The 20,460-nt window shown below is 65.6% G+C and carries 17 protein-coding genes; 5 read left to right on the top strand and 12 right to left on the bottom strand.

Annotated features, from left to right (window positions below):
- The first annotated feature begins 493 nt into the window (after positions 1-493).
- The 3 genes from QRQ56_RS28180 to QRQ56_RS28170 are packed head-to-tail and all read left to right on the top strand — an operon-like array spanning position 494 to position 4,266.
- Positions 494-1,708 (top strand): ABC transporter substrate-binding protein, encoded by a 1,215-nt coding sequence (locus QRQ56_RS28180; RefSeq protein ID WP_438744445.1) that lies wholly within the window; start codon positions 494-496, stop codon positions 1,706-1,708.
- Positions 1,709-1,715: 7 nt separating this feature from the next.
- On the top strand, positions 1,716-3,449 hold the full coding sequence (locus QRQ56_RS28175) for an FAD-dependent oxidoreductase (RefSeq protein ID WP_438744444.1): 1,734 nt from the start codon (positions 1,716-1,718) through the stop codon (positions 3,447-3,449).
- 22 nt (positions 3,450-3,471) lie between these two features.
- A complete protein-coding gene (locus QRQ56_RS28170; protein ID WP_438744443.1) occupies positions 3,472-4,266 on the top strand; it encodes an IclR family transcriptional regulator in 795 nt (264 codons plus the stop codon).
- A 176-nt stretch (positions 4,267-4,442) separates the two neighbouring features.
- On the opposite strand, the gene QRQ56_RS28165 is transcribed toward QRQ56_RS28170, so the two are convergent.
- The 7 genes from QRQ56_RS28165 to QRQ56_RS28135 all read right to left on the bottom strand — a co-directional run bounded on the left by QRQ56_RS28165 (position 4,443) and on the right by QRQ56_RS28135 (position 12,913).
- Complete coding sequence (locus tag QRQ56_RS28165) at positions 4,443-5,222, bottom strand: SDR family NAD(P)-dependent oxidoreductase (RefSeq protein WP_438744442.1); 780 nt, start codon at positions 5,220-5,222, stop codon at positions 4,443-4,445.
- Positions 5,223-5,403: 181 nt separating this feature from the next.
- Positions 5,404-6,096, bottom strand: a complete 693-nt coding sequence (locus QRQ56_RS28160; protein ID WP_438744441.1) for a GntR family transcriptional regulator — start codon at positions 6,094-6,096, stop codon at positions 5,404-5,406.
- 114 nt (positions 6,097-6,210) lie between these two features.
- Positions 6,211-6,954 carry an aspartate/glutamate racemase family protein gene (locus QRQ56_RS28155; protein ID WP_438744440.1) on the bottom strand — a complete coding sequence of 248 codons (744 nt, stop codon included), beginning with the start codon at positions 6,952-6,954 and terminating at the stop codon, positions 6,211-6,213.
- Positions 6,955-6,963: 9 nt separating this feature from the next.
- The gene (locus QRQ56_RS28150) at positions 6,964-8,229 is read right to left on the bottom strand and encodes an NAD(P)/FAD-dependent oxidoreductase (RefSeq protein ID WP_438744439.1); all 1,266 of its coding nucleotides are present in this window, start codon (positions 8,227-8,229) and stop codon (positions 6,964-6,966) included.
- 4 nt (positions 8,230-8,233) lie between these two features.
- Entirely contained in the window at positions 8,234-9,895 is a 1,662-nt protein-coding gene (locus tag QRQ56_RS28145; protein WP_438744438.1) for a thiamine pyrophosphate-binding protein, read from the bottom strand.
- 161 nt (positions 9,896-10,056) lie between these two features.
- The gene (locus QRQ56_RS28140) at positions 10,057-10,974 is read right to left on the bottom strand and encodes an NAD(P)-dependent oxidoreductase (RefSeq protein WP_438744437.1); all 918 of its coding nucleotides are present in this window, start codon (positions 10,972-10,974) and stop codon (positions 10,057-10,059) included.
- A 1,204-nt stretch (positions 10,975-12,178) separates the two neighbouring features.
- Positions 12,179-12,913, bottom strand: coding sequence for a metallophosphoesterase family protein (locus QRQ56_RS28135; protein WP_438744436.1), 735 nt, complete (start codon positions 12,911-12,913; stop codon positions 12,179-12,181).
- Between the two features lie 221 nt (positions 12,914-13,134).
- Here QRQ56_RS28135 and QRQ56_RS28130 point away from each other — a divergent pair, with 221 nt between their 5' ends.
- Positions 13,135-13,824 (top strand): aspartate/glutamate racemase family protein, encoded by a 690-nt coding sequence (locus QRQ56_RS28130; RefSeq protein WP_438744435.1) that lies wholly within the window; start codon positions 13,135-13,137, stop codon positions 13,822-13,824.
- On the opposite strand, the gene QRQ56_RS28125 is transcribed toward QRQ56_RS28130, so the two are convergent.
- Positions 13,788-15,302 (bottom strand): carboxylesterase/lipase family protein, encoded by a 1,515-nt coding sequence (locus tag QRQ56_RS28125; protein WP_438744434.1) that lies wholly within the window; start codon positions 15,300-15,302, stop codon positions 13,788-13,790. The two genes, QRQ56_RS28130 and QRQ56_RS28125, sit on opposite strands and share 37 nt — an antisense overlap.
- Before the next feature lie 19 nt (positions 15,303-15,321).
- Positions 15,322-16,662, bottom strand: coding sequence for an MFS transporter (locus QRQ56_RS28120; RefSeq protein WP_438744433.1), 1,341 nt, complete (start codon positions 16,660-16,662; stop codon positions 15,322-15,324).
- A 206-nt stretch (positions 16,663-16,868) separates the two neighbouring features.
- On the opposite strand from QRQ56_RS28120, the gene QRQ56_RS28115 reads away from it, so the two are divergent.
- On the top strand, positions 16,869-17,525 hold the full coding sequence (locus QRQ56_RS28115) for a TetR/AcrR family transcriptional regulator (protein WP_438744432.1): 657 nt from the start codon (positions 16,869-16,871) through the stop codon (positions 17,523-17,525).
- A gap of 210 nt (positions 17,526-17,735) precedes the next feature.
- Here the strand turns inward: QRQ56_RS28115 and QRQ56_RS28110 are convergent, their stop codons facing one another.
- Genes QRQ56_RS28110 through QRQ56_RS28100 form a run of 3 tightly spaced genes read right to left on the bottom strand, consistent with a single transcriptional unit; the run spans position 17,736 to position 20,446 of the window.
- Positions 17,736-18,521 carry an ABC transporter permease gene (locus QRQ56_RS28110; protein WP_438744431.1) on the bottom strand — a complete coding sequence of 262 codons (786 nt, stop codon included), beginning with the start codon at positions 18,519-18,521 and terminating at the stop codon, positions 17,736-17,738.
- Positions 18,518-19,375 carry an ABC transporter permease gene (locus tag QRQ56_RS28105; protein WP_438744430.1) on the bottom strand — a complete coding sequence of 286 codons (858 nt, stop codon included), beginning with the start codon at positions 19,373-19,375 and terminating at the stop codon, positions 18,518-18,520. The genes QRQ56_RS28110 and QRQ56_RS28105 overlap by 4 nt, the downstream gene beginning before the upstream one ends.
- A 24-nt stretch (positions 19,376-19,399) precedes the next feature.
- A complete protein-coding gene (locus tag QRQ56_RS28100) occupies positions 19,400-20,446 on the bottom strand; it encodes an ABC transporter substrate-binding protein (RefSeq protein ID WP_438744429.1) in 1,047 nt (348 codons plus the stop codon).
- Positions 20,447-20,460 lie beyond the last annotated feature (14 nt).

The raw sequence follows: 20,460 nt of genomic DNA, 5'->3' as shown, positions 1-20,460 counted from the left end.
CATGGCCAATCGCAGGAGGGCTTGCAACCTGTGGGAGCATGATGCGTCTCGTGCCCCGGACGCTGCGCAGCACCTAAAGCGCGGTTACGCGCGTCTTCGACGCACTATGGTGATGCGCCGCAGAGCCGGGGCCCATGCGGCGTCGAAACGGGCTCGGCGGCATGGGTCCCGGCTCTGCGCAGCAGCGCAAGAGCGCTGCAGCGCGTCCGGGACACAGGAGTGTTGGGTGTCGCTGCTCGCCACACCCGTCATTGCGAGGAGCACTTGCGACGAAGCAATCCAGACTGCTTCCGCGGAAAGCCTCTGGATTGCTTCGCTGCGCTCGCAATGACGAGCGTGGCGGCGGTTGCGCCCATATCCCCGCAGCGCCGGCGCGGCCGCCACGCCCCTTCGGCAGGCGCTATTCGCCATTGACAAAATCATTCGCCAATATCTAATTTACCTCCGAACCAGCCAGCCGCGCCATGCGGCCAATAAAACAGAGGGAACAATCATGAGAGGGCTTCTGGCCTGCGCCATGCTCGCGGCCATGACTTCGACAGCCATGACCACTGCCGCAACCGCGCAAGTCTCCGACGATGCGGTGCGGATCGGCGTGTTGACGGACCTGTCGAGTTGGGGTCGCGACAATTCGGGACCGGGCTCGGTCGAGGCAGCCAAAATGGCGGTGGAGGAGTTCGGCCCGACCGTGCTCGGCAAGCCGATCGAGATCATCAGCGCCGACCACCAGATGAAGACCGACGTCGGCGTGCAGATCGTGCGCGGCTGGTTCGACAACGGCAAGGTCGACGCCGTCGTCGACATTCCCAATTCCGGCATCGCCATCGCCGTGCACAACATGGTGCGCGAGCGCAACAAGATCGCCCTGCTCTCGGGCCCAGGCGCGAGCTCGCTGACCGACGAGCTGTGCAGCCCGAACACCGTGCACTTCACCTACGACACCTACGCGCTGTCGAAGGTGACGGCCTCCGCCGTGATCAAGGAAGGCGGCAAGTCCTGGTATTTCATCACGGCCGACTACGCCTTCGGCCAGCAGCTCGAGAAGGACGCGACCCGCTTCATCAACGAGATGGGCGGCAAGGTGCTCGGCGGCGTCAAGCATCCAACCAACACCGCGGACTTCTCCTCCTTCGCGCTGCAGGCGCAGGGCTCGAAATCCGACGTCGTCGCCTTCGCCAATGCCGGCCAGGACACCGACAACGCCATCAAGCAATCCGGCGAATTCGGACTCGTCCAGGGCGGCCAGAAGCTCGTGGGCTTGCTCATGTTCGACACCGACGTGCACGCGATCGGCCTCAAGGCCGCGCAAGGCACCTACATGACCACTGCCTCCTACTGGAACATGGACGAGGCGACCCGCGCCTGGTCGCGTAAGTTCTACGAGCGGACCAAGGTGATGCCGACCATGATCCAGACCGGCGTCTACGGCTCGGTGCTGCATTATCTCAAGGCCATCAAGGCCGCCGGCACCGACGATCCGGCCAAGGTGATGGCCAAGATGCGCGAGCTGCCGATCGAGGATACATTCGTCCACGGCGGCAAGCTGCGCGAGGACGGCCGCGTCATCCGCGACATGTACCTCGCCAAGGTGAAAACGCCCGAGCAGTCCAAGGAGCCCTGGGATTATCTGGACATCGTCAAGACCGTGAAGGGCGAGGACGCCTTCCGCCCGGTCTCCGAGTCCAAATGTCCGCTCCTGAAGAAGTGAGGCCCCAATGACCGGCAACGAGCATAGCGCAATTGAGACTTACGAGTGCGACGTGCTCGTGGCCGGATCGGGTTGCTCCGGCATGTCGGCCGCGATCACCGCGGCTTCTCGCGGCCTGAATGTGCTGATCGTCGAGAAGGAGCCGCGCTTCGGCGGCACCACCGCCCGCTCCGGCGGCTGGCTGTGGATTCCCGGCACCTCGCTGGCGAAGGCCTACGGCATCGCGGAGACGCCGGAGCAGGCGCGCACCTATCTGCGGCACGAGGCCGGCAACAATTATGATGCCGCACGTGTCGATGCTTTCCTCAGCGCCGGTCCCGAGGCGGTCGATTTCTTCACGACCAGGACCGCGCTGCGCTTTGACATGCCGCTGGTGTTTCCGGACTATCACGCGGAGGCGCCGGGTGGCGCGCAGGGTGGCCGCTCCATGGTGACGCGCCCGTTCGATGGCCGCGAGCTCGGCGATCTCATCAAGACGCTGGGCATGCCACTGCCCGAGCTCACCGTGTTCGGCATGATGTTAGGGTCCGGCAAGGAGATCATCCACTTCATGCGGGTGACGAAATCGCTGACCTCGGCGGTCTATGTCGCCAAGCGCCTGTCGCGGCACCTGATGGACGTGCTGCGCTACGGCCGCGGCATGACACTGACCAACGGCAATGCGCTGGCCGGGCGTCTCGCCAAATCCGCGCAGGATTTGAAGGTCCCGATGTGGCTGTCCTCGCCGGTGCGCGAGCTGACGGTCGAGAACGGCGCGGTCACCGGCGCCATCGTGTCGCGCGACGGACGCGACGTGCGTGTTCGCGCGCGCCGCGGCGTCGTGCTCGCCTGCGGCGGCTTCCCGCATGACGTCGAGCGGCGCAGAAAAATGTTTCCGCATGCGCCGACCGGCAATGAGCATTTTTCGCCGGGTCCGACCGGCAACACCGGTGACGGCCTGCGGCTTGCCGAGAGCGCCGGCGGTCACGTCGAGGACCGTCTGCCGAACGCGGCGGCCTGGGTGCCGGTGTCGCTGACCACGCGCAAGGACGGCTCGAAGGGCGTGATGCCGCACTTCATCGACCGCGCCAAGCCGGGCGTGATCGCGGTGATGCGCGACGGCAAGCGCTTTGCCAATGAAGGCAATTCCTATCACGACTTCGTCCAGGCCATGGTCAAGGCCGCCAAGCCCGGCGAGGAGATCGCGGCCTATCTCGTGTGCGACCACCCGACGCTGCGCAAATACGGCCTCGGCTGCGTGCCGCCGTTCCCGATGCCGCTGGGTCATCACCTCGATACCGGCTACCTCATGCGCGGCGATACGCTGGACGCGCTGGCGGCGAAGGCCGGCATTGATGCCAAGTCCTTCACCGAGACGGTCAGGCAGTTCAATGCCACCGCGCCGCTCGGCCACGACGCCGCCTTCGGCAAGGGCTCGAAGGCCTATAACCGTTACCAGGGCGATGCCATGCATGGCCCTAATCCCTGCATCGCGCCGATCGAGAACGGCCCGTTCTATGCCATCAAGATGTTGGTCGGCGATCTCGGCACCTATGCCGGTATCGTCACCGACGAGAATGCGCGGGCGCTGGACGCCGAGGGCAACGTGATTCCCGGGCTCTACGCCGCCGGCAACGACATGGCGAGCATCATGGGCGGCAATTATCCCGGCGCCGGCATCACGCTTGGGCCGGCGCTGACCTTCGGCTACATTGCCGGCCGTCATCTCGCCGACAGCGCCGCCAAGCGCGACGCGGCGTAAGCCGGCCCACGCCAGGAGGCGCATGAAGAGAGAGAGTCGCGGCATCCAGTCGATCGAGGTCGGCGGAGAATTGCTCCGGGCGCTCGCCAGGAGCGGCGAGCCGATGATGCTGCGCGATCTCGCGCGCGAGGCCGGCATGGCGCCGGCGAAGGCGCATCCTTATCTCGCCAGCTTCTCTCGTATCGGGTTGATCGAGCAGGACGAGACCACCGGCCGCTACGAGATCGGCGCGCTCGCGCTGGAGCTCGGCCTGATCAGCCTGCGCCGCCTCTCGGGCGTGCACATCGCAAGGCCGAAGATCGCCGCGCTCGCGAGCCAGATCGGACATGCGGTGTCTCTCGCCGTCTGGGGCACGCACGGCCCGACCGTGGTCCAGCTCGAGGAGCCGGCCCAGCCCGTGCACATCGTCATGCGCGTCGGCTCGGTGATGGCGCTGCTGGAGACCGCGACCGGCCGAGCGTTTGCGGCGTTCCTGCCGGAGAAGACGATCAACGCCGCGCTCGAGAGCGGCCTCGACCGTCATGGCGTCGGCTACAATCCCAAGCGCGCCGTGAAGGGAGCCAAGGTCGCGGAGATGCTGACCGAGGTGCGCAAGCACGGCCTCGCCCGCGCGCTCGGGGATCCCCTGCCCGGCGTCAACGCCTTCTCCGCGCCGGTGTTCGATCATTCCGGCCATGTCGCGCTGGTCATCACCGCGATGGGGCCCGAAGGCACGTTCGATGCGCGCTGGGACAGCCCGATCGCGCACGCGCTGCGCGACTGTGCGGGAGGCATCTCGAAGCGGCTGGGTCATGGGATCAATGTCGCGGCGGAGTGAGGGGCACACAGCCCGCCTCACAACGACTGTCATGCCCCGCGCAGGCGGGGCATCCAGTACGCCGCGGCCTATCGCTTCGATCACCGCTGTCTCGGAGTACTGGATCGCCCGGTCAAGCCGGGCGATGACATCGAATGTGTGGCGGGCGACGACAGCGCGCGTGTGGTAAGCGCACCCTACTTATCCTTCACCGGCACCGTGTAATTCAAAATCAGCCGCCCGCCGTCCGGATAGATCGTCTGTCCGGTGATGTAGGACGCATCGTCGCTGGCGAGGAAGGCAACCACGGACGCCACCTCGCTCGGCTCGCCGCCGCGCCCCGCTGGTGTACGAGACATCACGGTCTTGCGAGCGTCTTCGGAAGTATAGATCGACGACGCCACCATGTCGGTCAGGATCGTGCCCGGCCCGACCGCGACGACCCGGATATTGTGCGGGGCGAGCGCGACGGCGGCGACCGAGGTGAGCTGCTTCATGCCGCCCTTCGACATCGCATAGGTCGCAAGCGCCGGGATCGCCAGCAACGCATTCACCGAGGACATGTTGACGATGACCCCGCCGCCGCCTTGCGCGATCATCTGCTTCGCTGCGGCCTGCACGCCGAAGAACGCGCCCTTCAAATTGATGCCGATGATCTCGTCGAATTCCTCTTCGGTGATCTCGAGGATGTCCCGGTTGCGGGCGACGCCGGCATTGTTGACCATGATGTCGAGCCGGCCGAACTCCTTCACGGCGGTGGCGACGAGCTGGTCGACGTCCGCGCGTTTGGCGACGTTGCCGACGACGGTGCGCAAGGCATCCGGCCGCCCGAGCTCGGCGGCGGTCGCGGCGAGGCCCTCGGCATCGACGTCCGAGATCACGACCTTGACGCCGTCGTCCAGAAATCTCTTCGCGCAGGCCTTGCCGATGCCGCGCGCCGCGCCGGTGATGGCGGCGACCTTGCCGGATAGCTTCATTGTCTCACTCCAGAATGCTGCGCCCTCTCCCCTTGTGGGAGAGGGCATCACCGCAGGAAGACACGAACTCGCTTGGGTGAGGGGTCTGTCTCGGCACATTCATGTGCATTCGCGGACAGATACCCCTCATCCGGCGCTTCGCGCCACCTTCTCCCACAAGGGGAGAAGGAAGAAGAGCACCTCAGTTCGCCGCCGACTTTGCCCCGGCCGGCATGTAGATCTGTGCGTAGCCTTCCTTGATCGCGGCGGTGATGCGGTCGAGGCGGCGGTCGATGTGCTTTTCCAGCACGGAGGCGCAAGTCGCCTCGTCGCGCGCCTTGAGGCCCTCGACAACGGCGCGGTGCTCCCCTTGGGTGTTGGAGCGGTTGACGCGGTCCATGTCGATCCAGCGCACGAAGCGGATGCGGGCATTGACGTTGCGCAGCACGCGCAGCATCTCGGAATTGCCTGACATCGCCATCAGCCGCTCGTGAAAGGTCTCGTCGAGCTCGACCTGCTCCAGCGAGGAGCGCTCGCCCGGATCGGGGCCGGTCGCTTCGAGGAATTTCAGCAGCGCATCGATGTCCTCGTCCTGCGCGCGCTTGATGGCGAGACGGATCGAGGCAACCTCGATCGACTTGCGCAGCTCATAGAGATCGAAGATCTCCTGCGCATCGAGCTCCCGGCAGAAGAAGCCCTTGCCCGGCGTGAAGCGCAGAAAGCCCTCGGTGTTGAGGCGGTTGAGCGCCTCGCGGAGCGGCGTGCGGCTAACGCCGAGCCGCTTGGCGAGTTCACCCTCGTTGAGCCGCTCGCCCGGCTTGAACGCGTAGGTCACGGCCATCGCCTTGAGCTGTTCATAGACGCGATCGACGATGCTGTCGGAAGCCAGTTCCACGTTGCTCTTCATCAGCTGCAATTGTACTCGACGCGAATATAGCGGTGCCACGGGCGATAGCAATGCACCGGGTACATCCAGCACAAGTTGTTCAAGCCTTTGCGACCATCGGAATCAGGCAAACACGCGCGGACGCAGTCCGGCATGAAACCAGGTGATCATCGAATAAATGTCATAAACCGGCAGTCCGACCTCGGCCTGAAGCGCGGCCGCGTAGGGCGGCATGTTGGTGCATTCGAGCACGATGGCGCCGACGTCGGGGTTTTCAGCGACAAGCTGCTTGCCGGCCTCGACCACGTCGCGCTCGGCCTGCGCGATGTCCATGTCGTCCTTCTCGGCCTTGATCAGCACGCGAAAGAACTCCTTGCCGTTCTCGGTGCCGACCAGCGGCGTGTCGAGCGGCACGCCGGCACCTTCGAGATGGGCCGGCGTCAGGGTCGAGCCCGACACCGTGACGAGGCCGACGCGCTTGCCGGGCGGCAAGGTCGCCTGCACCCACGGCACCTGCATCAGCGAGGAGGTCGCGACGGGAACGCCGACCGCGGCCGCGATCTCCTTCTGAAACAGCGAGAGGAAGCCGCAATTGGTGGTGATGGCCTCGGCCCCGAGCCGCACCAGGTCCTTCGCCGCATCGATGAAGTCAGGCAGCAGGCCGGCAGCGCCCTTCAGCACCACCTTCTCCGGCGAAGCGCCGCTCACCACGCGATACAGCACCGGAAACGGCCAGGTCGTGCCGTTGCCCATGTCGCCGGGAATGCGGGGGAAGCGCGCTTCCAGCATTAAAATGCCGAGCGGCGCGCCATAGATGGCCTTGCCGCCACGGGCGATGCGGGAAGATGCGTTGGCTGCAGGAGTCATGCCGCGACCTCAGAGGAAACGTTCGGGCGAAAACGGAGCGAGCGGAATTTCCGGCTGCTTGCCGCTCAACAACTGCGCGACGAGCCGGCCGGTACGGGCCGAGCCGACCAGGCCGATATGGCCGTGGCCGAAAGCATAGACGATATCGCGCGAGGCGCGGGCATGGCCGATGCAGGGACGTCCATCCGGCATGCTCGGCCGATGGCCGAACCAGGTCTTGATGCGCGAGGCCGGAATGTCCTTCGGCAGTTTCGGGAACATGCTGAAGAGGTGATCCCGCAGGATCTCGGCGCGCTTCCAGTTCGGCGCCGCCTCGAGGCCGGCAATCTCGACCGTGCCGGCGGCGCGCAGGCCCTTGTCGGTCCAGTTCACCACCATCTTGGCATCAGATGCCATCATTGAGCTGCGCGGCCCGGATTCCGGATTCTCGATCATGACGTGATAGCCGCGCTCGGTCTCCAGCGGCAGGGCATCGCCGACCGATGCCGCGAGCTGTCTTGAGCGGGCGCCGGCTGCGACGACGGCGGCATCGCAAGCGATCTCGCCGCTCTCGGTGACGACAGCCACGAGCTTGTTGCCGTTGAGCCTCAAGCCGGTCGCCTTGGCGCGCACGTGCTCGACGCCACCTGCAATCGCATGATTGGCGAGCGCCGCGACATAAGCGCCGGGATCGCGGCAACGCCCGGCCTCCTCCACCACGACACCAAAGGTGTAGCGCGGATGCAGCTCAGGCTCGCGCTGACGCATCTCGTCGGCGTTGAGCTCCAGCCATTCGACGCCGACCTTCTTGCGCAGGCGCCAGCCGAGATCGTTGTCGAAATTGCCGCGCGACGGAAACACATGCATCACGCCGTTGCGCTCGATCAGCTCGGGGACGCCAGCTTCTTCCGCGAGCTTCCGGTGCAGCAGCGGCGCGTCCTTGAGCAGATCGCGCAGCGCAAACGCGGTCGTCTCGACGCGCGCGGGGGTCCAGCCGGAAAGCAGATATCTGATCAGCCAGGGCAGCGCCTTCGGCAGGTAGGACCAGCGGATCGCGAGCGGGCCGAGCGGATCCAGGAGATAACCAGGCACCTTCTTCCAGATGCCCGGCTCGGCCGGCGGGATCACCGAATGCGACGACAGCCAGCCGGCATTGCCATAGCTTGCCGCCTGCTCGCCGCCGGGTTCACCGGGATCGATCAGGGTGACGCGATGGCCCCCGCGCAGCGCCTCGATGGCGCTGATGACGCCGACCGCGCCGGCGCCGATGATCGCAACGTGGCGACCCGCCGTCATCGCTTTAAGCCTTCACCGCAGGCGTGAAATCCTTGCCGACCGAGATCGCCCGGGGATCGATGATGCAATGGAGGATCGACGGCTTGCCCGAGGCGAGCGCGCGCTCGAACGCAGGCGCGAACTCTTCGGTGCGCTCGACGCGTTCGCCATGGCCGCCGAACGCCTTCGCGTACATCGCGAAATCAGGATTCTTGAGCTGGGTGCCGACGACGCGGCCGGGATAGTCGCGCTCCTGGTGCATGCGAATGGTGCCGTATTGCGAATTGTCGACCACGATCACGACCAGCGCTGCGTCGTACTGCACGGCGGTCGCGAATTCCTGACCGTTCATCAGGAAGCAACCGTCACCGGCAAAGGCGACGACGGTGCGATCCGGATATTGCCGCTTTGCCAGCACGCCCGCCGGCACGCCATAACCCATCGAGCCCGAGGTCGGCGCGAGCTGGGAGGCAAAGCTGTGGAAGCGGTGATGGCGATGAATCCAGCCGGCATAATTGCCCGCGCCGTTGCAGACGATGGCGTCCTTCGGCAGCCGGTCACGCAGCCAGGTCATGACCTGGCCGTACTGAAACGTGCCCGGCAGCTCGCGCGCCTTGTCGGTCCAGGCGAGATAATCGGCGTGCGCCTTGGCAGCCTCGCCCTTCCAGGCGACCGCGCCTGACGGCTTCAGCGCCTCGACCGCCGCGGCGAACGCGGCAGGGGTTGCCTGGATCGCGAGCTCGGGCTGATAGACGCGGCCGAGCTCTTCGGAGCCGGGATGCACGTGGATCAGCTTCTGCTTCGGGTTGGGAATGTCGAGCAGCGTATAGGACGAGGACGGCATCTCCGACATGCGGCCACCGACGAGGAGAACCACGTCGGCGTTGTCGATGCGCGCCTTCAGGCCCGGGCTCGGCCCGATGCCGAGATCGCCGGCATAGTGCGAATGGTCGGCGTCGATCAGCGAGGCCCGGCGGAACGAGGTCGCGACTGGCAGGTCGAAACGTTCGGCAAAGTGCGCGATGCTTTTGGTGGCTTCATCGGTCCAGCGCGAGCCGCCGAGAATGACGAGCGGCGCCTTGGCGCTCGCGAGCATGGCACCGACGCGCTCGATGTCAGTCGGCGCGGGCCAGCTCACCGCCGGCTCGATGCGCATGGCGTCGGCAATTGCGGCGGTCTCGGTCAGCATGTTCTCCGGCAGCGCGATCACGACGGGACCGGGACGGCCCTGCATCGCGACGCGGAAAGCGCGCGCCACCAGCTCCGGGATGCGATCGGGGCGATCGATCTCGACGGCCCATTTCGCCATGGTGCCGAACACCGCCTTGTAGTCGAGCTCCTGGAACGCCTCGCGCTCGCGCATGCCGGTGTCGACCTGGCCGACGAACAGGATCATCGGCGTCGAATCCTGCATCGCGATGTGAACGCCATGGCTGGCATTGGTCGCGCCAGGGCCGCGGGTGACGAAGCAGACGCCCGGCCGTCCGGTGAGCTTACCATAGGCCTCCGCCATCATGGCGGCGCCGCCCTCGGCACGGCAGATCACGACGTCGATGGGGCTGTCATGCAGCGCATCGAGCGCGGCGAGATAGCTCTCGCCCGGCACGCAGGTGACGCGGTCGACGCCTTGCGCGACCAGCTGATCGATCAGGATCTGGCCGCCGGTGCGGCTGTTGCGGATGGTCATGTCGGCTCCTTCAAGGCTCGGGCGATCAGGTTCGGGCAATGCGCCTCACCACCTCGCGAAAAATCTGTTCGAAGCTGGGGTAAGGCAGGCGGACAGGACGCGCAAGATCGAAAGGCTTTTCGCACCCTGCGCAGGGATCATGCCCGCCCCTGCCCTTTGCACTACCGCCCGCTCGCGATGATGCGGCGGCAATGATCGAGCGCGGCCCCGATCAAATTGTCGCTCGCTTCGGGCGTGCGAAACGCCGAATGCGCCGACAGCGTCACGTTCGGCAGTTTCGTCAGCGGATGGCCCGGCGGCAGCGGCTCGACGGTGAAAACGTCGAGCCCGGCATGGGCGAGGTGGCCCGAGCGCAAGGCGTCGAGCATCGCGTCCTCGTCGACGAGGGCACCGCGCGCGGTGTTGATCAGGATGCTGCCGGGGCGCATCTGCGCGATGCGCTCGCGCGACAGAAAACCCTTGGTGTCGTCGTTGAGCAGCAGATGCAGCGAGACGACGTGGCTCTCCGCGAGTAATCGCTCCAGCGGCACGAACTCGACGCCGGGATGCGTCTTCGGCGTCCTGTTCCAGGCGATCACCTTCATGCCGCAGCCAGCCGCCATGCGCGCCGCTTCCGCCGCGATGCCGCCGAAGCCGACGAGGCCAAGCGTCTTGCCGGTGAGCTGCAGCGCGTCGCGGCGCAGCCAATTGCCCTCGCGCATGCCGCGGTCCATCTCGCCAAAGTTCTTGGCGGACGCCCACATCAGGGCGATCGCACATTCGGCGACCGCGGTGTCGCCATAGCCCTTGATGGTGTGAACCGCGATGCCGCGCTCGGCCAGCTCTTCCGGATTCATATAGCTGCGCGCGCCGGTGCCGAGGAAGACGACGTGCTTGAGCGCGGCGCATTTCGCGGCAATTGCCGTCGGCACCGCGGTGTGGTCGACGATCATGATCTCGATGCCCTCGAGCAGGCCGGGCAAATCGTCGGGCTTGATGGAGGGATTGCGATTGATGCTGACGGGAAGCGGCTGGGATCGCAGCAGCCTGTCGGTCACTTCCGCCAGGGTGTCGTTCGCATCGACGAAGAGCGCGCGCACGGGGGTGATTTTCCGGGTTTGAAGTTGAAATCGAGCTGCATACTAACCTGAATACAGACAGAGTCCAGAGGGAGGGCCGCGTGTCCCGGACGCGGCGCAGCGCCTCTTGGCGTTGCGGCGCAGAGCCGGGATCCAGAGACAACACGCACGCGGCGAGATGGGCCGGCTCTATAGCGCACCACCCCCGACGATGCTCCGCATCGCCGTGCGCGCTGCGCTGCGTCCGGGCACCGAGAATTGTGTGCGGCGCTTGCTCTCTCCACGTCATTGCGAGGAGCCCTTGCGACGAAGCAATCCAGAATCCCTCCGCGGAAAGATTCTGGATTGCTTCGTCGCTTCGCTCCTCGCAATGACGGAGTATGAGGCGGCAGCTTGCTTCTCCAACTTCCCCTGTCATTCCCCGCGAATGCGGGGAATCCAGTACGCCGCAGTTTCTCGATTCAACAACAGCCGTCTCGGCGTACTGGATCGCCCGGTCGAGCCGGGCGATGACAGTTGTGTGTGTCGCAGGCACGGTCCCGTGGGTGTGACATGCAGACATGCCTTCGCCTTCTCGCGGCCTGTTTCGCCCGAGTTTTGCTGTCCTCTTCACGCCCTCAACAGAAAGGGCGCAGGGAAGGCCGGGCGCCGGCTGGCACCCGCTTGTCCGTCGTGCGATGAAATGCACACGCAAATGCACAACGGATGACAGGTGAAGCCGGAAACGTCCGGCCTTCCCTGCGCGATGTTTGACGGCGTATGGCGCGCTCTCCCGGGAGCCGAACTTTCCTTTGGCCTCCCTCGTCCTCGCAGATTGGCGGCGCGCTTTGCCCGGTTGGGCGCGGCGCACCTCCGCAAGGCTTGGCTGTAGCAACGACAGCCAGGACCACGCGATTTTGCCGTACGCTTCAGCGCCGCTCGTCCGCACGCGGCCGGGATCTCACGGGGTTGATCCCGCCCTGCTCCCGCCTCTCGTGCACGACGCTGCCTGCGTCCACCGCTCCCCGATCCGCGGTTCGAAACGACGTACGACCGCCCCTTTCGCCGGATCAGGATGGGCTCACACATACGCCGAAACCGAATTTCGGTAAAGCGGAATATTTTCGCGCGTATGGATTGACAGCGGGGCGACACAGGCACGATCGCGTAGCCCGTGTGAGCGAAGCGATACCCGGGACCCGTGCGGCAGACGCGAAGGCCCCGGATGTCGCTCCGCTCATCCGGGCTACGAGACCCACCCCGTCGCAATCGCGTTCGCCCAGATCTTCATGCCCTTGCTGCGCGCCAGTGCCGCCATGGCCGTGGGATCGTAGGGCACGTAGCGGATCGTCGCGGACCAACCTGCCGCGGCGTGCTCGATGATCGCATAGCACGCGTGCGGTGTGCCGACCTCGACCACGTAGGGAACGGGCAGCTTGCCGTCATAGCCGGGCAATCCGACGCTGCCGGGGTTGACCACCAATCGCCCGTCTCGCAGGCGAGCGACCCGTGGAATATGCGTGTGCCCGCACAGGATAATCTCGGCGTTGACCCCGGCGGCCTCGGCCTCGACCGCCCCGATCGGGCTGGCACGCACGCTGCCCTCCGCCGTGATGGTGTCGAGCCAGAACGCGGCATCGTCGGTCGGCGAGGCATGGCACAGGAACACCCGGTCCTTGTAGGTCAGCGTCGCCGGCATGCTTGCCAGCCAGTCGAAATGCCTGTGCTCGAGCTGCCGGAAATCACTGCGCGCCGAGCCGCCCGCCTGCCAGAGCTCGACCAGAATGCGGTCCTGATCCCCCTGCACCGACGGAAAGCCGCGCGCGATGAGAAGGTCTGCCGTTGCGGCCGCCTCGAGCGGTCCGCTGACATGGTCGCCGAGGTTCACGACCTCGTCGATGCCGAGCGCGGCGATATCGGCAAGCACGGCTTCAAGCGCCGGACGATTCCCGTGCACATCGGCGATCGCAGCAAACTTCATGGGCCCTCTCCGTTCGAGATGGCCGACGACTTCACGCAATGCGGGACGATGCAGAGGATGGCGATCTCTTTAGCTGCATTTGTAGAAGCGCCCGCAAGCTGAGTGTCAAATCGGCGCTGGCGGAACATTGACACACCCAGGCGGCCGCAATCAAGCGGCGGCTACCGGGCGTCGCTGTTTTCGTCTACGGTCCGGACAAACCTGACGTCGAGGACAAGGTAATGCAGACTATCGGCCTGATCGGGGGCATGAGCTGGGAAAGCACGGCGCTGTACTACAAGCTCATCAATGAGCGGGTCCGCGACCGCATGGGCAAGCTGCATTCGGCGCCGCTGCTGCTCTATTCCTACGATTTCGAGGAGATCAAGCAGATGCAATATGGCGGCCGCTGGAGCGAGGCGGCAGCCAGCCTGACCGAGGTGGCACGGCGTCTCGAAGGCGCCGGCGCGCGGGCCATCGTGCTGTGTACGAACACGATGCACAAGCTCGCGCCCGACATCATCTCCGGCGTCGGCGTTCCCTTCATCCATATCGGCGATGCGACGGCGCAGTGCATTCGGGCAAAGGGATATCGCCGCGTCGGGCTGCTCGGCACGAAGTTCACGATGGAGGAGGATTTTTACATCGACCGGCTGCGCGCGCACGATCTCGACGTGCTGGTTCCTCCCGCTGAGGCGCGCGCCGACGTCAACCGCATCATTTACGACGAGCTGTGCCTCGGCATCGTCACCGAGCCGTCACGCCGCCGCTATCAGGAGGCGATGGCCGCGCTCGTCGCCGCCGGCGCGGATTGCATCATCCTCGGCTGCACCGAGATCACGATGCTGGTCGGCCCCGAGGACACCTCGGTCGAGACGTTCGACACCACGGCCATTCACGCCGAGACGGCGGCCGATTTCGCGATCGGCTGATCACGGTGCGTGCCGGATTGCGCCAGCAGCTCCGTCCACAGCAGCGACCGCGCGCTGTCCTCGAGTGAGACGACGCGGAACGGCTGATCGAACAGCGCGAGCGGCTCGTTGCCATGCGTGAAGCGCGGCCAGATCTCCGCCGCGTCAGGTATACCGGTCACAACGAAGCGGAGCACGTCGGCCTGGAAGCGTGCCGCGACCTCCACGTCGCCTGACGTCATCGGACCACCCTTGCGCTTCAGGATCGGGCGATCGACGAAATCAGGCAGGTGCGCCCAGAGACAGGCATTGTCGGCGCCGTGGGTCGGGCCTTGCGAGAGGAACGGCTCCAGCGACGGACGATGATCGAACCGGCTCAGCCATACCGCGCCGCCTGCTTCGGCATGCACCCGGGCAAGATCGGCCATCGGGCGATGCCAGAACGCATCCGACAGCAGCGCCTCGTAAGGATCCTCGTCGGGACGCGCGGTGGTGCGATAACACGACAACAAGCGTTCCCAGCCGGCATCGCCGAATGAAGTGCGCAGCTGCCGCTCGGTGGTGCGGATCATCGCAGCCGGCGGCGTGCTCTTCAGGAACATCACCATCTCGTCGCGGCAGGAGCCGAGCCAGAGCGGAATGTCGCGCAACGTCCCGTCGGCGAAGACATCGCGCGGCTCGCGCGGGATCACCATGCCGTCCAGCACCGGCCCGAACAATGTGCCCTGATCCGTCTCCTCCGCGAGCCTGCGGCCGACGTGCTCCACCGCGGCAAACAGTTTCGGCAATGCCACGGACGCGATCGCAGCCGGATCGCGCGTCAGCTCGAGCTCGGCGAGCACACGGCGCGCGATATCGTCGGCGCGATCGGCGCTCATGATATTGCGCCCGGGCGCGCTGAGCGCGAGGGCGCGGATGAACTTGCCCCTGGCCTGCGGCAGCGTCGCCAGCGCGATCACCATGGAGGCGCCGGCCGACTGGCCGGAGAGCGTGATCGCATTGGGATCGCCGCCGAAATTCGCGATATTGGCACGCACCCAATCGAGCGCGGCGAGCGTGTCCTGGAGCGCGAGGTTGCTCGCCTCTCCAAAACCATGGCGATGCAGTTGCAGGAAGCCGAGCGGGCCGAGCCGGTAGTTGATGGTGACGATGACGGCCGGGCCGTGCGTGGCGAGGAAGGCACCGTCGTAATCGGCTCCGCCGCCGGTGACGAAGGCGCCACCATGGACGAAGAACAGCACCGGCAGCGGACGATCCGCCGCCGGCGCCCAGATGTTCAGGCTGAGGCAGGACTGTTCAAGCGCATGATCGAGATGACCGGGCTGCGGCGCATAGGCGCCGTAATCCGTGCAGCTCAGCGGCTCCGTCCACGCAAGCGGCGGTAGGGGCTTTCCGAAGCGCCGCGCGGTCGCATAGGGCAGGCCCCTAAAGACGCGCATGCCGTTCTGCTTGACGCCCGTGACCGGACCGCTCGTGGTCGAAATGGCTTCGCTCGGCATGCGCAACCTGCCCCTGCTCTTAACTACGCCGCTTGCCGAGATCGGCGATGTCGACGGTATGGGTTTCGCGCGCGGTGGCCGCGGCCGCTGCCGAGATCACGCAGCAAGAGGCGACGAAGATCGCGACCGGAATCCACCCCCGCGGTCCCTCGCCGACCAGGCTCGCGCTCACCAGCGGCGTGAAGCCGGCGGCGAGGAAGCCGAGCTGGGTGCCGATCGCGGTGCCGGAATAGCGCACACGTGCTTCGAACATCTCGGCATAGAACGACGGCCAGATCGCGTTCGGCGCGGCGTAGACGATGCCCGAGAGAATCATCGCCGCGGCGAAAATCGCCGGCGTATGGCCTGAGGTCACCAGCATGAAATAGGGGAACACGAGCACGGCGCAGCCGAGCACACCGCCGATGAACACCGGCTTGCGCCCGATCTTGTCGGCAAGCAGCGCCCACAGCGGCTGGGTGATCAGCGCGGTGACGTTGCCGAGCACGCCGGCCCATAGCATGGTCGGACGCGCGACGCCGAACTTTGAGGTCGCATAGCCGAGCGCGAACACGGCCGTCATGGTGCTGACGGTCGCGATCAGCGCACAGACGATGACGCGCAGCACGTCGGGCCAGTAGTCGCTCAGCAGCGCGACCACCGGGAAGCGCGCGACCTGCGCCTTGTCCTTGATGTCCTCGAACACGGGGGTTTCCGGCATGGTCCGCCGCACCAGATAGGCGACGACCAGCACGAAGAAGGACAGTAGGAACGGAACGCGCCAGCCCCAGCTCAGGAGCTGGTCTTCCGGCAGGCTCGAGACCGGGATGAACACCAGCGTCGCCAGGATCGCGCCGGCCTGAGTGCCGCTCAGGGTCCAGCTCGTGAAGAAGGCCCGGTTGGAATTGGCGGAATGCTCTAGCGTCAGCGAGTTCGCCCCGCTCTGCTCGCCGGCGGCGGAGAGGCCCTGCAGCAGGCGCAGCAGCGTCAGGATGACAGGCGCGGCGTTGCCGATCGATTTCGCATCCGGCAACAGCCCGATCGCAAGCGTCGAGCCGCCCATCAGAACGAGCGTGAACAGCAGCACCGTCTTGCGGCCGATGCGGTCGCCGAAATGGCCGAGGATGACGGCGCCGACGGGCCGGGCGATGTAGCCGATGCCGAAGGACAGCAGTGCGAGCAGCGTCGCCGTGCCGGGATCGACATTGGCAAAGAAGACCTTTGGAAAGATCAGCGCCGCGGCGGTGCCATAGATGAAGAAGTCGTAGTATTCGAGCATGCTGCCGACGAAGCTGACCAGCGCGGCGCGCTTGGGCAGCTTGTCCGGCGTGGCTTGCGCATCGGATGTCGCGCGCAGTGGCGCGGTTGACGTCAACGTCATCAGAATCTCCTCCCCGTGTGTCCCGTGCGGTTCGCGTCAGGCGGTCCGCCTCGCGCGTTTTCTGGTTTTGATTGCCGCAAGCTTGGTTCGGGATCATAATGTACGAACTAGTACGTTTATGCAATACGCGTTGGATGGGTACCCGGAAGGGCCAAATTTGCCTTCACCTTCAAGGTGATCCATGGAAACTGGCGGGAGAAACAGTAATGCTCGAGCGCATGCCGCCTCCATCGAAGCGCACCAACGACCCGGAACGCACCAAGCGCGACATCCTCGAAGTGGCGATGGCCGAATTCGCCTCGGAAGGCTATTCGGGCGCGCGCGTCGATGCGATCGCGGCGCGGACGCGCACGTCCAAGCGCATGATCTATTACTATTTCGGCGGCAAGGAGCAGCTCTACCTCGCGGTGCTCGAAGAGGCCTATCGCAGCATCCGCGCGCTGGAGGACCAACTCGACATCGCAAGCTGCGACGCCCGCGAGGGCCTGCGCCGGCTGATCGAGGCGACCTTCGACCACGACGAGCGCAACCCGAACTTCATCCGCCTCGTCTCGATCGAGAACATCCACCACGGCAAGCATTTGAAGCAGAATTTGCAGTTGCGCCAGCTCAACGCCAGCGTGATCGCGACCCTCGACGGCATCCTGAAACGCGGCCGTGCCGAAGGCGCCTTCCGCGACGACGTCGACGCCATCGATTTGCACCTTGCCATCTCCTCCTACTGCTTCTTCCGCGTCGCCAACCGCCACACTTTCGGCGCGCTGTTCGACCGGGATCTGAGCGAGCCGAAGGTCCTGGCAAAGAGCCGGACGCAGATCGTGGAGATGATCTTGGCGTGGCTGGGGGCGAAGCAGGTCTCGTAGCCCGCATGAGCGAAGCGACATGCGGGGACTTCTGTCCCGGATATCGCTGCGCTCATCCGGGCTACGGCAGCGCGCCGCGAACAAGACTGTCATTCCCCGCGAAGGCGGGGAATCCAGTACGCCGCAGCCCATCGAAGACTCACAACCGCCTCGGAATACTGGATCGCCCGCCTTCGCGGGCGATGACACCGAGAGTGCCGCGACAGCGCCTCACCCGCTCCTCTTCTGCCGCGTGCTTGCCAGCAGCACCAGCATGAACGACGCCGCCGTCATCAGGGTCGAGATCGCAGCGATGGTCGGGTCGATCTCATCGCGGAGCGCGGTGAACATGCGCTTGGTCAAGGGCTGATACTGCCCGCCGGAGATGAATAGCGCGACGATGGTCTCGTCCATCGCCGAGATGAAGGCAAAGATGCCGCCGGCGGTCACGCTGGACTTGATCTGCGGCAGCGTCACCGCAAAGAAGCTGCGCAGGCGGTTCATGCCGAGGCTGCGCGCCACCATCTCCTGCGCGGGATCGAAGCTCTGCAGCCCCGCCAGCACGGAGATCACGACATAGGGCAGGCCCAGCATCACGTTCGCCAGCACGAGGCCGGGCATGGTCGCGACCAGGCCGACCTTGGCATAGACGAAGAAGATGCCGACCGCGGTGATGATGATCGGCACCACCAGCGGCAGCAGCAGCGCCATGTGGATCGCGCGCATGATGCGCAGCTTCGACTGGCTGATGGCGTAGGCGGCGGCCACGCCGCACGGCGTTGCTATCACCACGGTCAGCAGCGAGACCGTCAGCGTTACCCAGGTTGCCTGCATCCAGGCGTTATTGGAGAAATATTGCTGATACCAGCGCGTCGAGAACGACGGCGGCGGGAAGGTCAAAAAGCGCGCGCTGGAGAATGAGATCGGCGCGATGATCAGGACGGGAAGGATCAGATAGACCAGCACCAGTGCGCTGATCACGTAGAGGGCGATCCGGGCGGGCGAGACGCGCATCATTTCTGCCCCAGCACGCGATCGAGCGAGATGAAGCGGCTGACGACGAAGAAGATCGCGAGCACACCGAGGAGCAGCACCACCGCGACGGCGCTGGCGGCGCCGAACTGGTTGTAGAGCTCGACATTGCGGCTCACCAGCATCGAGACCATCACGGTACGGCCGCCGCCGAGCAATTCGGGCGTAATGTAGAAGCCGAGGCAGAGCACGAACACCATGGTGCAGCCAGCGAGCACGCCGGGCAGCGACAGCGGCAGGAACACGCGGAAAAAGGTCAGCGACGGGCTCGCGCCCAGGCTGGCGCCTGCCTGCATGAGATCTCCGGGGATCTTCTGCATGGTCGCATAGAGCGGCAGCACCATGAAGGGCAGCAGGATGTGCACGGTCGCGACCACCGTGCCGAAGGTGTTGTGGACCAGCGCCAGCGGCTCGGAGATGACGTCGAGATAGCGCAGGAACTGGTTGATCACCCCGGTGCGCTGGAGCAGCGCCAGCCAGGCATAGGCACGCACCAGCACTGACGTCCAGAACGGCAGCACGACCAGCGACAGGATCAGGATGCTCCAGCCCTTCGGCACGGAGTTGGCGAGGTAGGCGACGGGATAGCCGAGCAGCAGCGCGATCACGGTGACCGCGAGGCTGATCTCGAAGGTCAGCGCGAAGCTGCGCCAATAGATGTCCTCCGTGAAGATGCGGCGGTAGTTCTCCAGCGTGAAGCCGTCGTGATAGATCGACTGCCAGGCGAGCCAGCCGACCGGCAGCACGATCAGAGCCAGGATCACCAGCAGCGCCGGCGACACCAAGGCCAGCATCAGCGCATGCTCACGGCGCTGATGTTTTTGCGAGGTATCTGGCATGGATGTCGCCAAGGCTGATCCCGCCTACTTCTGCATGAACGAGGCCCAGCGCTTTTCGGCGGCTTCGCCCGCGGGCGAGGACCACCAGGCGTAGGACATCAGCGCCTGCTTGGCGGCGTTGGCCGGCTCGCTCGGCAGTTGCGCGGCGCGCTCGGGCTTGATCACGTTGGTCTCGAACGCCTTGGGATTGCCCGGGCCGTAATCGATCTGGAGCGGCAAATTGGCCTGGTGCACGGGATCAACGGCCTCGTTGAGGAATTTCACCGCCGTGGCGAGGTTCGGCGCACCCTTGAGGATGCAGAGCGAGGTGCTCTGCAGGATGCCCTGGTTGTAGGTGAAGGACACCTTGGCGCCTTCCTTGGCGACGGCGCTGACGCGGCCGTTCCAGGCCATCTCCATGTCGACTTCGCCGTCATTGAGGAGCTGCGCCGATTGCGCGCCCGAGGTCCACCACACCGTGACGTGCGGCTTGATCTCCTCCAGCTTCTTGAAGGCGCGGTCGACGTCGAGCGGATAGAGCTTGTCCGGCGCGACGCCGTCGGCCATCAGCGCGGCCTCGAGCGTTGCGAACGGATGGTTGCGCAGCGCGCGGCGTCCGGGGAATTTCTTCACGTCCCAGAAATCGGCCCAGCTGTTCGGCGCGTCCTTCGGGAAGGTCTTCTGGCTGTAGGCCAGCACGCTCGAATAGAACTCGTAGGAGACCGAATAAGGGCTGCGATAAGCCTCGGGCATCGCCGCACCGTTCGGAATCTTCGAGAAATCGAGCTTCTCGATCAGCCCCTGCTCGCCGCCGCGCAGGCAGTTTCCGGTCGGCGTGTCGACCACGTCCCAGATCGGCTTGCCGCTGCCGACCTGCGTCTTGATCGCGGGCCAGGCGTCGGGAATTGAATCCTGGTTGATGGTGATGCCGAGCTTCTTGGCGGAGGGATCGAGGATCGCCACTGTCTGCGCCTGCTGATAGGCGCCGCCCTGCGAGACGAAGGTGATCTGCTCGGCGGCCTGCGCCGCGCTGGCCAGTCCGATCGCGCCCAACAGGGTGCAGCCCAATCCAAACTTCTGCGTCATCGTCATCCTCACCTCCTCCA

It is taken from the genome of Bradyrhizobium sp. U531, from assembly GCF_051710265.1.
GTDB lineage: Bacteria > Pseudomonadota > Alphaproteobacteria > Rhizobiales > Xanthobacteraceae > Bradyrhizobium.
This window is presented reverse-complemented; position numbering and strand designations above follow the sequence as displayed.

What these genes read in the sequence shown, in the direction of transcription:
- QRQ56_RS28110 (WP_438744431.1), bottom strand. Translation starts at nt 18,521, where the DNA reads ATGATGCGCGTCTCGCCCGCCCGGATCGCCCTCTACGTGATCAGCGCA.
- QRQ56_RS28115 (WP_438744432.1), top strand. Translation starts at nt 16,869, where the DNA reads ATGCTCGAGCGCATGCCGCCTCCATCGAAGCGCACCAACGACCCGGAA.
- QRQ56_RS28155 (WP_438744440.1), bottom strand. Translation starts at nt 6,954, where the DNA reads ATGACTCCTGCAGCCAACGCATCTTCCCGCATCGCCCGTGGCGGCAAG.
- QRQ56_RS28100 (WP_438744429.1), bottom strand. Translation starts at nt 20,446, where the DNA reads ATGACGATGACGCAGAAGTTTGGATTGGGCTGCACCCTGTTGGGCGCG.
- QRQ56_RS28130 (WP_438744435.1), top strand. Translation starts at nt 13,135, where the DNA reads ATGCAGACTATCGGCCTGATCGGGGGCATGAGCTGGGAAAGCACGGCG.
- QRQ56_RS28180 (WP_438744445.1), top strand. Translation starts at nt 494, where the DNA reads ATGAGAGGGCTTCTGGCCTGCGCCATGCTCGCGGCCATGACTTCGACA.
- QRQ56_RS28120 (WP_438744433.1), bottom strand. Translation starts at nt 16,662, where the DNA reads ATGACGTTGACGTCAACCGCGCCACTGCGCGCGACATCCGATGCGCAA.
- QRQ56_RS28135 (WP_438744436.1), bottom strand. Translation starts at nt 12,913, where the DNA reads ATGAAGTTTGCTGCGATCGCCGATGTGCACGGGAATCGTCCGGCGCTT.
- QRQ56_RS28145 (WP_438744438.1), bottom strand. Translation starts at nt 9,895, where the DNA reads ATGACCATCCGCAACAGCCGCACCGGCGGCCAGATCCTGATCGATCAG.
- QRQ56_RS28175 (WP_438744444.1), top strand. Translation starts at nt 1,716, where the DNA reads ATGACCGGCAACGAGCATAGCGCAATTGAGACTTACGAGTGCGACGTG.
- QRQ56_RS28170 (WP_438744443.1), top strand. Translation starts at nt 3,472, where the DNA reads ATGAAGAGAGAGAGTCGCGGCATCCAGTCGATCGAGGTCGGCGGAGAA.
- QRQ56_RS28125 (WP_438744434.1), bottom strand. Translation starts at nt 15,302, where the DNA reads ATGCCGAGCGAAGCCATTTCGACCACGAGCGGTCCGGTCACGGGCGTC.
- QRQ56_RS28150 (WP_438744439.1), bottom strand. Translation starts at nt 8,229, where the DNA reads ATGACGGCGGGTCGCCACGTTGCGATCATCGGCGCCGGCGCGGTCGGC.
- QRQ56_RS28105 (WP_438744430.1), bottom strand. Translation starts at nt 19,375, where the DNA reads ATGCCAGATACCTCGCAAAAACATCAGCGCCGTGAGCATGCGCTGATG.
- QRQ56_RS28165 (WP_438744442.1), bottom strand. Translation starts at nt 5,222, where the DNA reads ATGAAGCTATCCGGCAAGGTCGCCGCCATCACCGGCGCGGCGCGCGGC.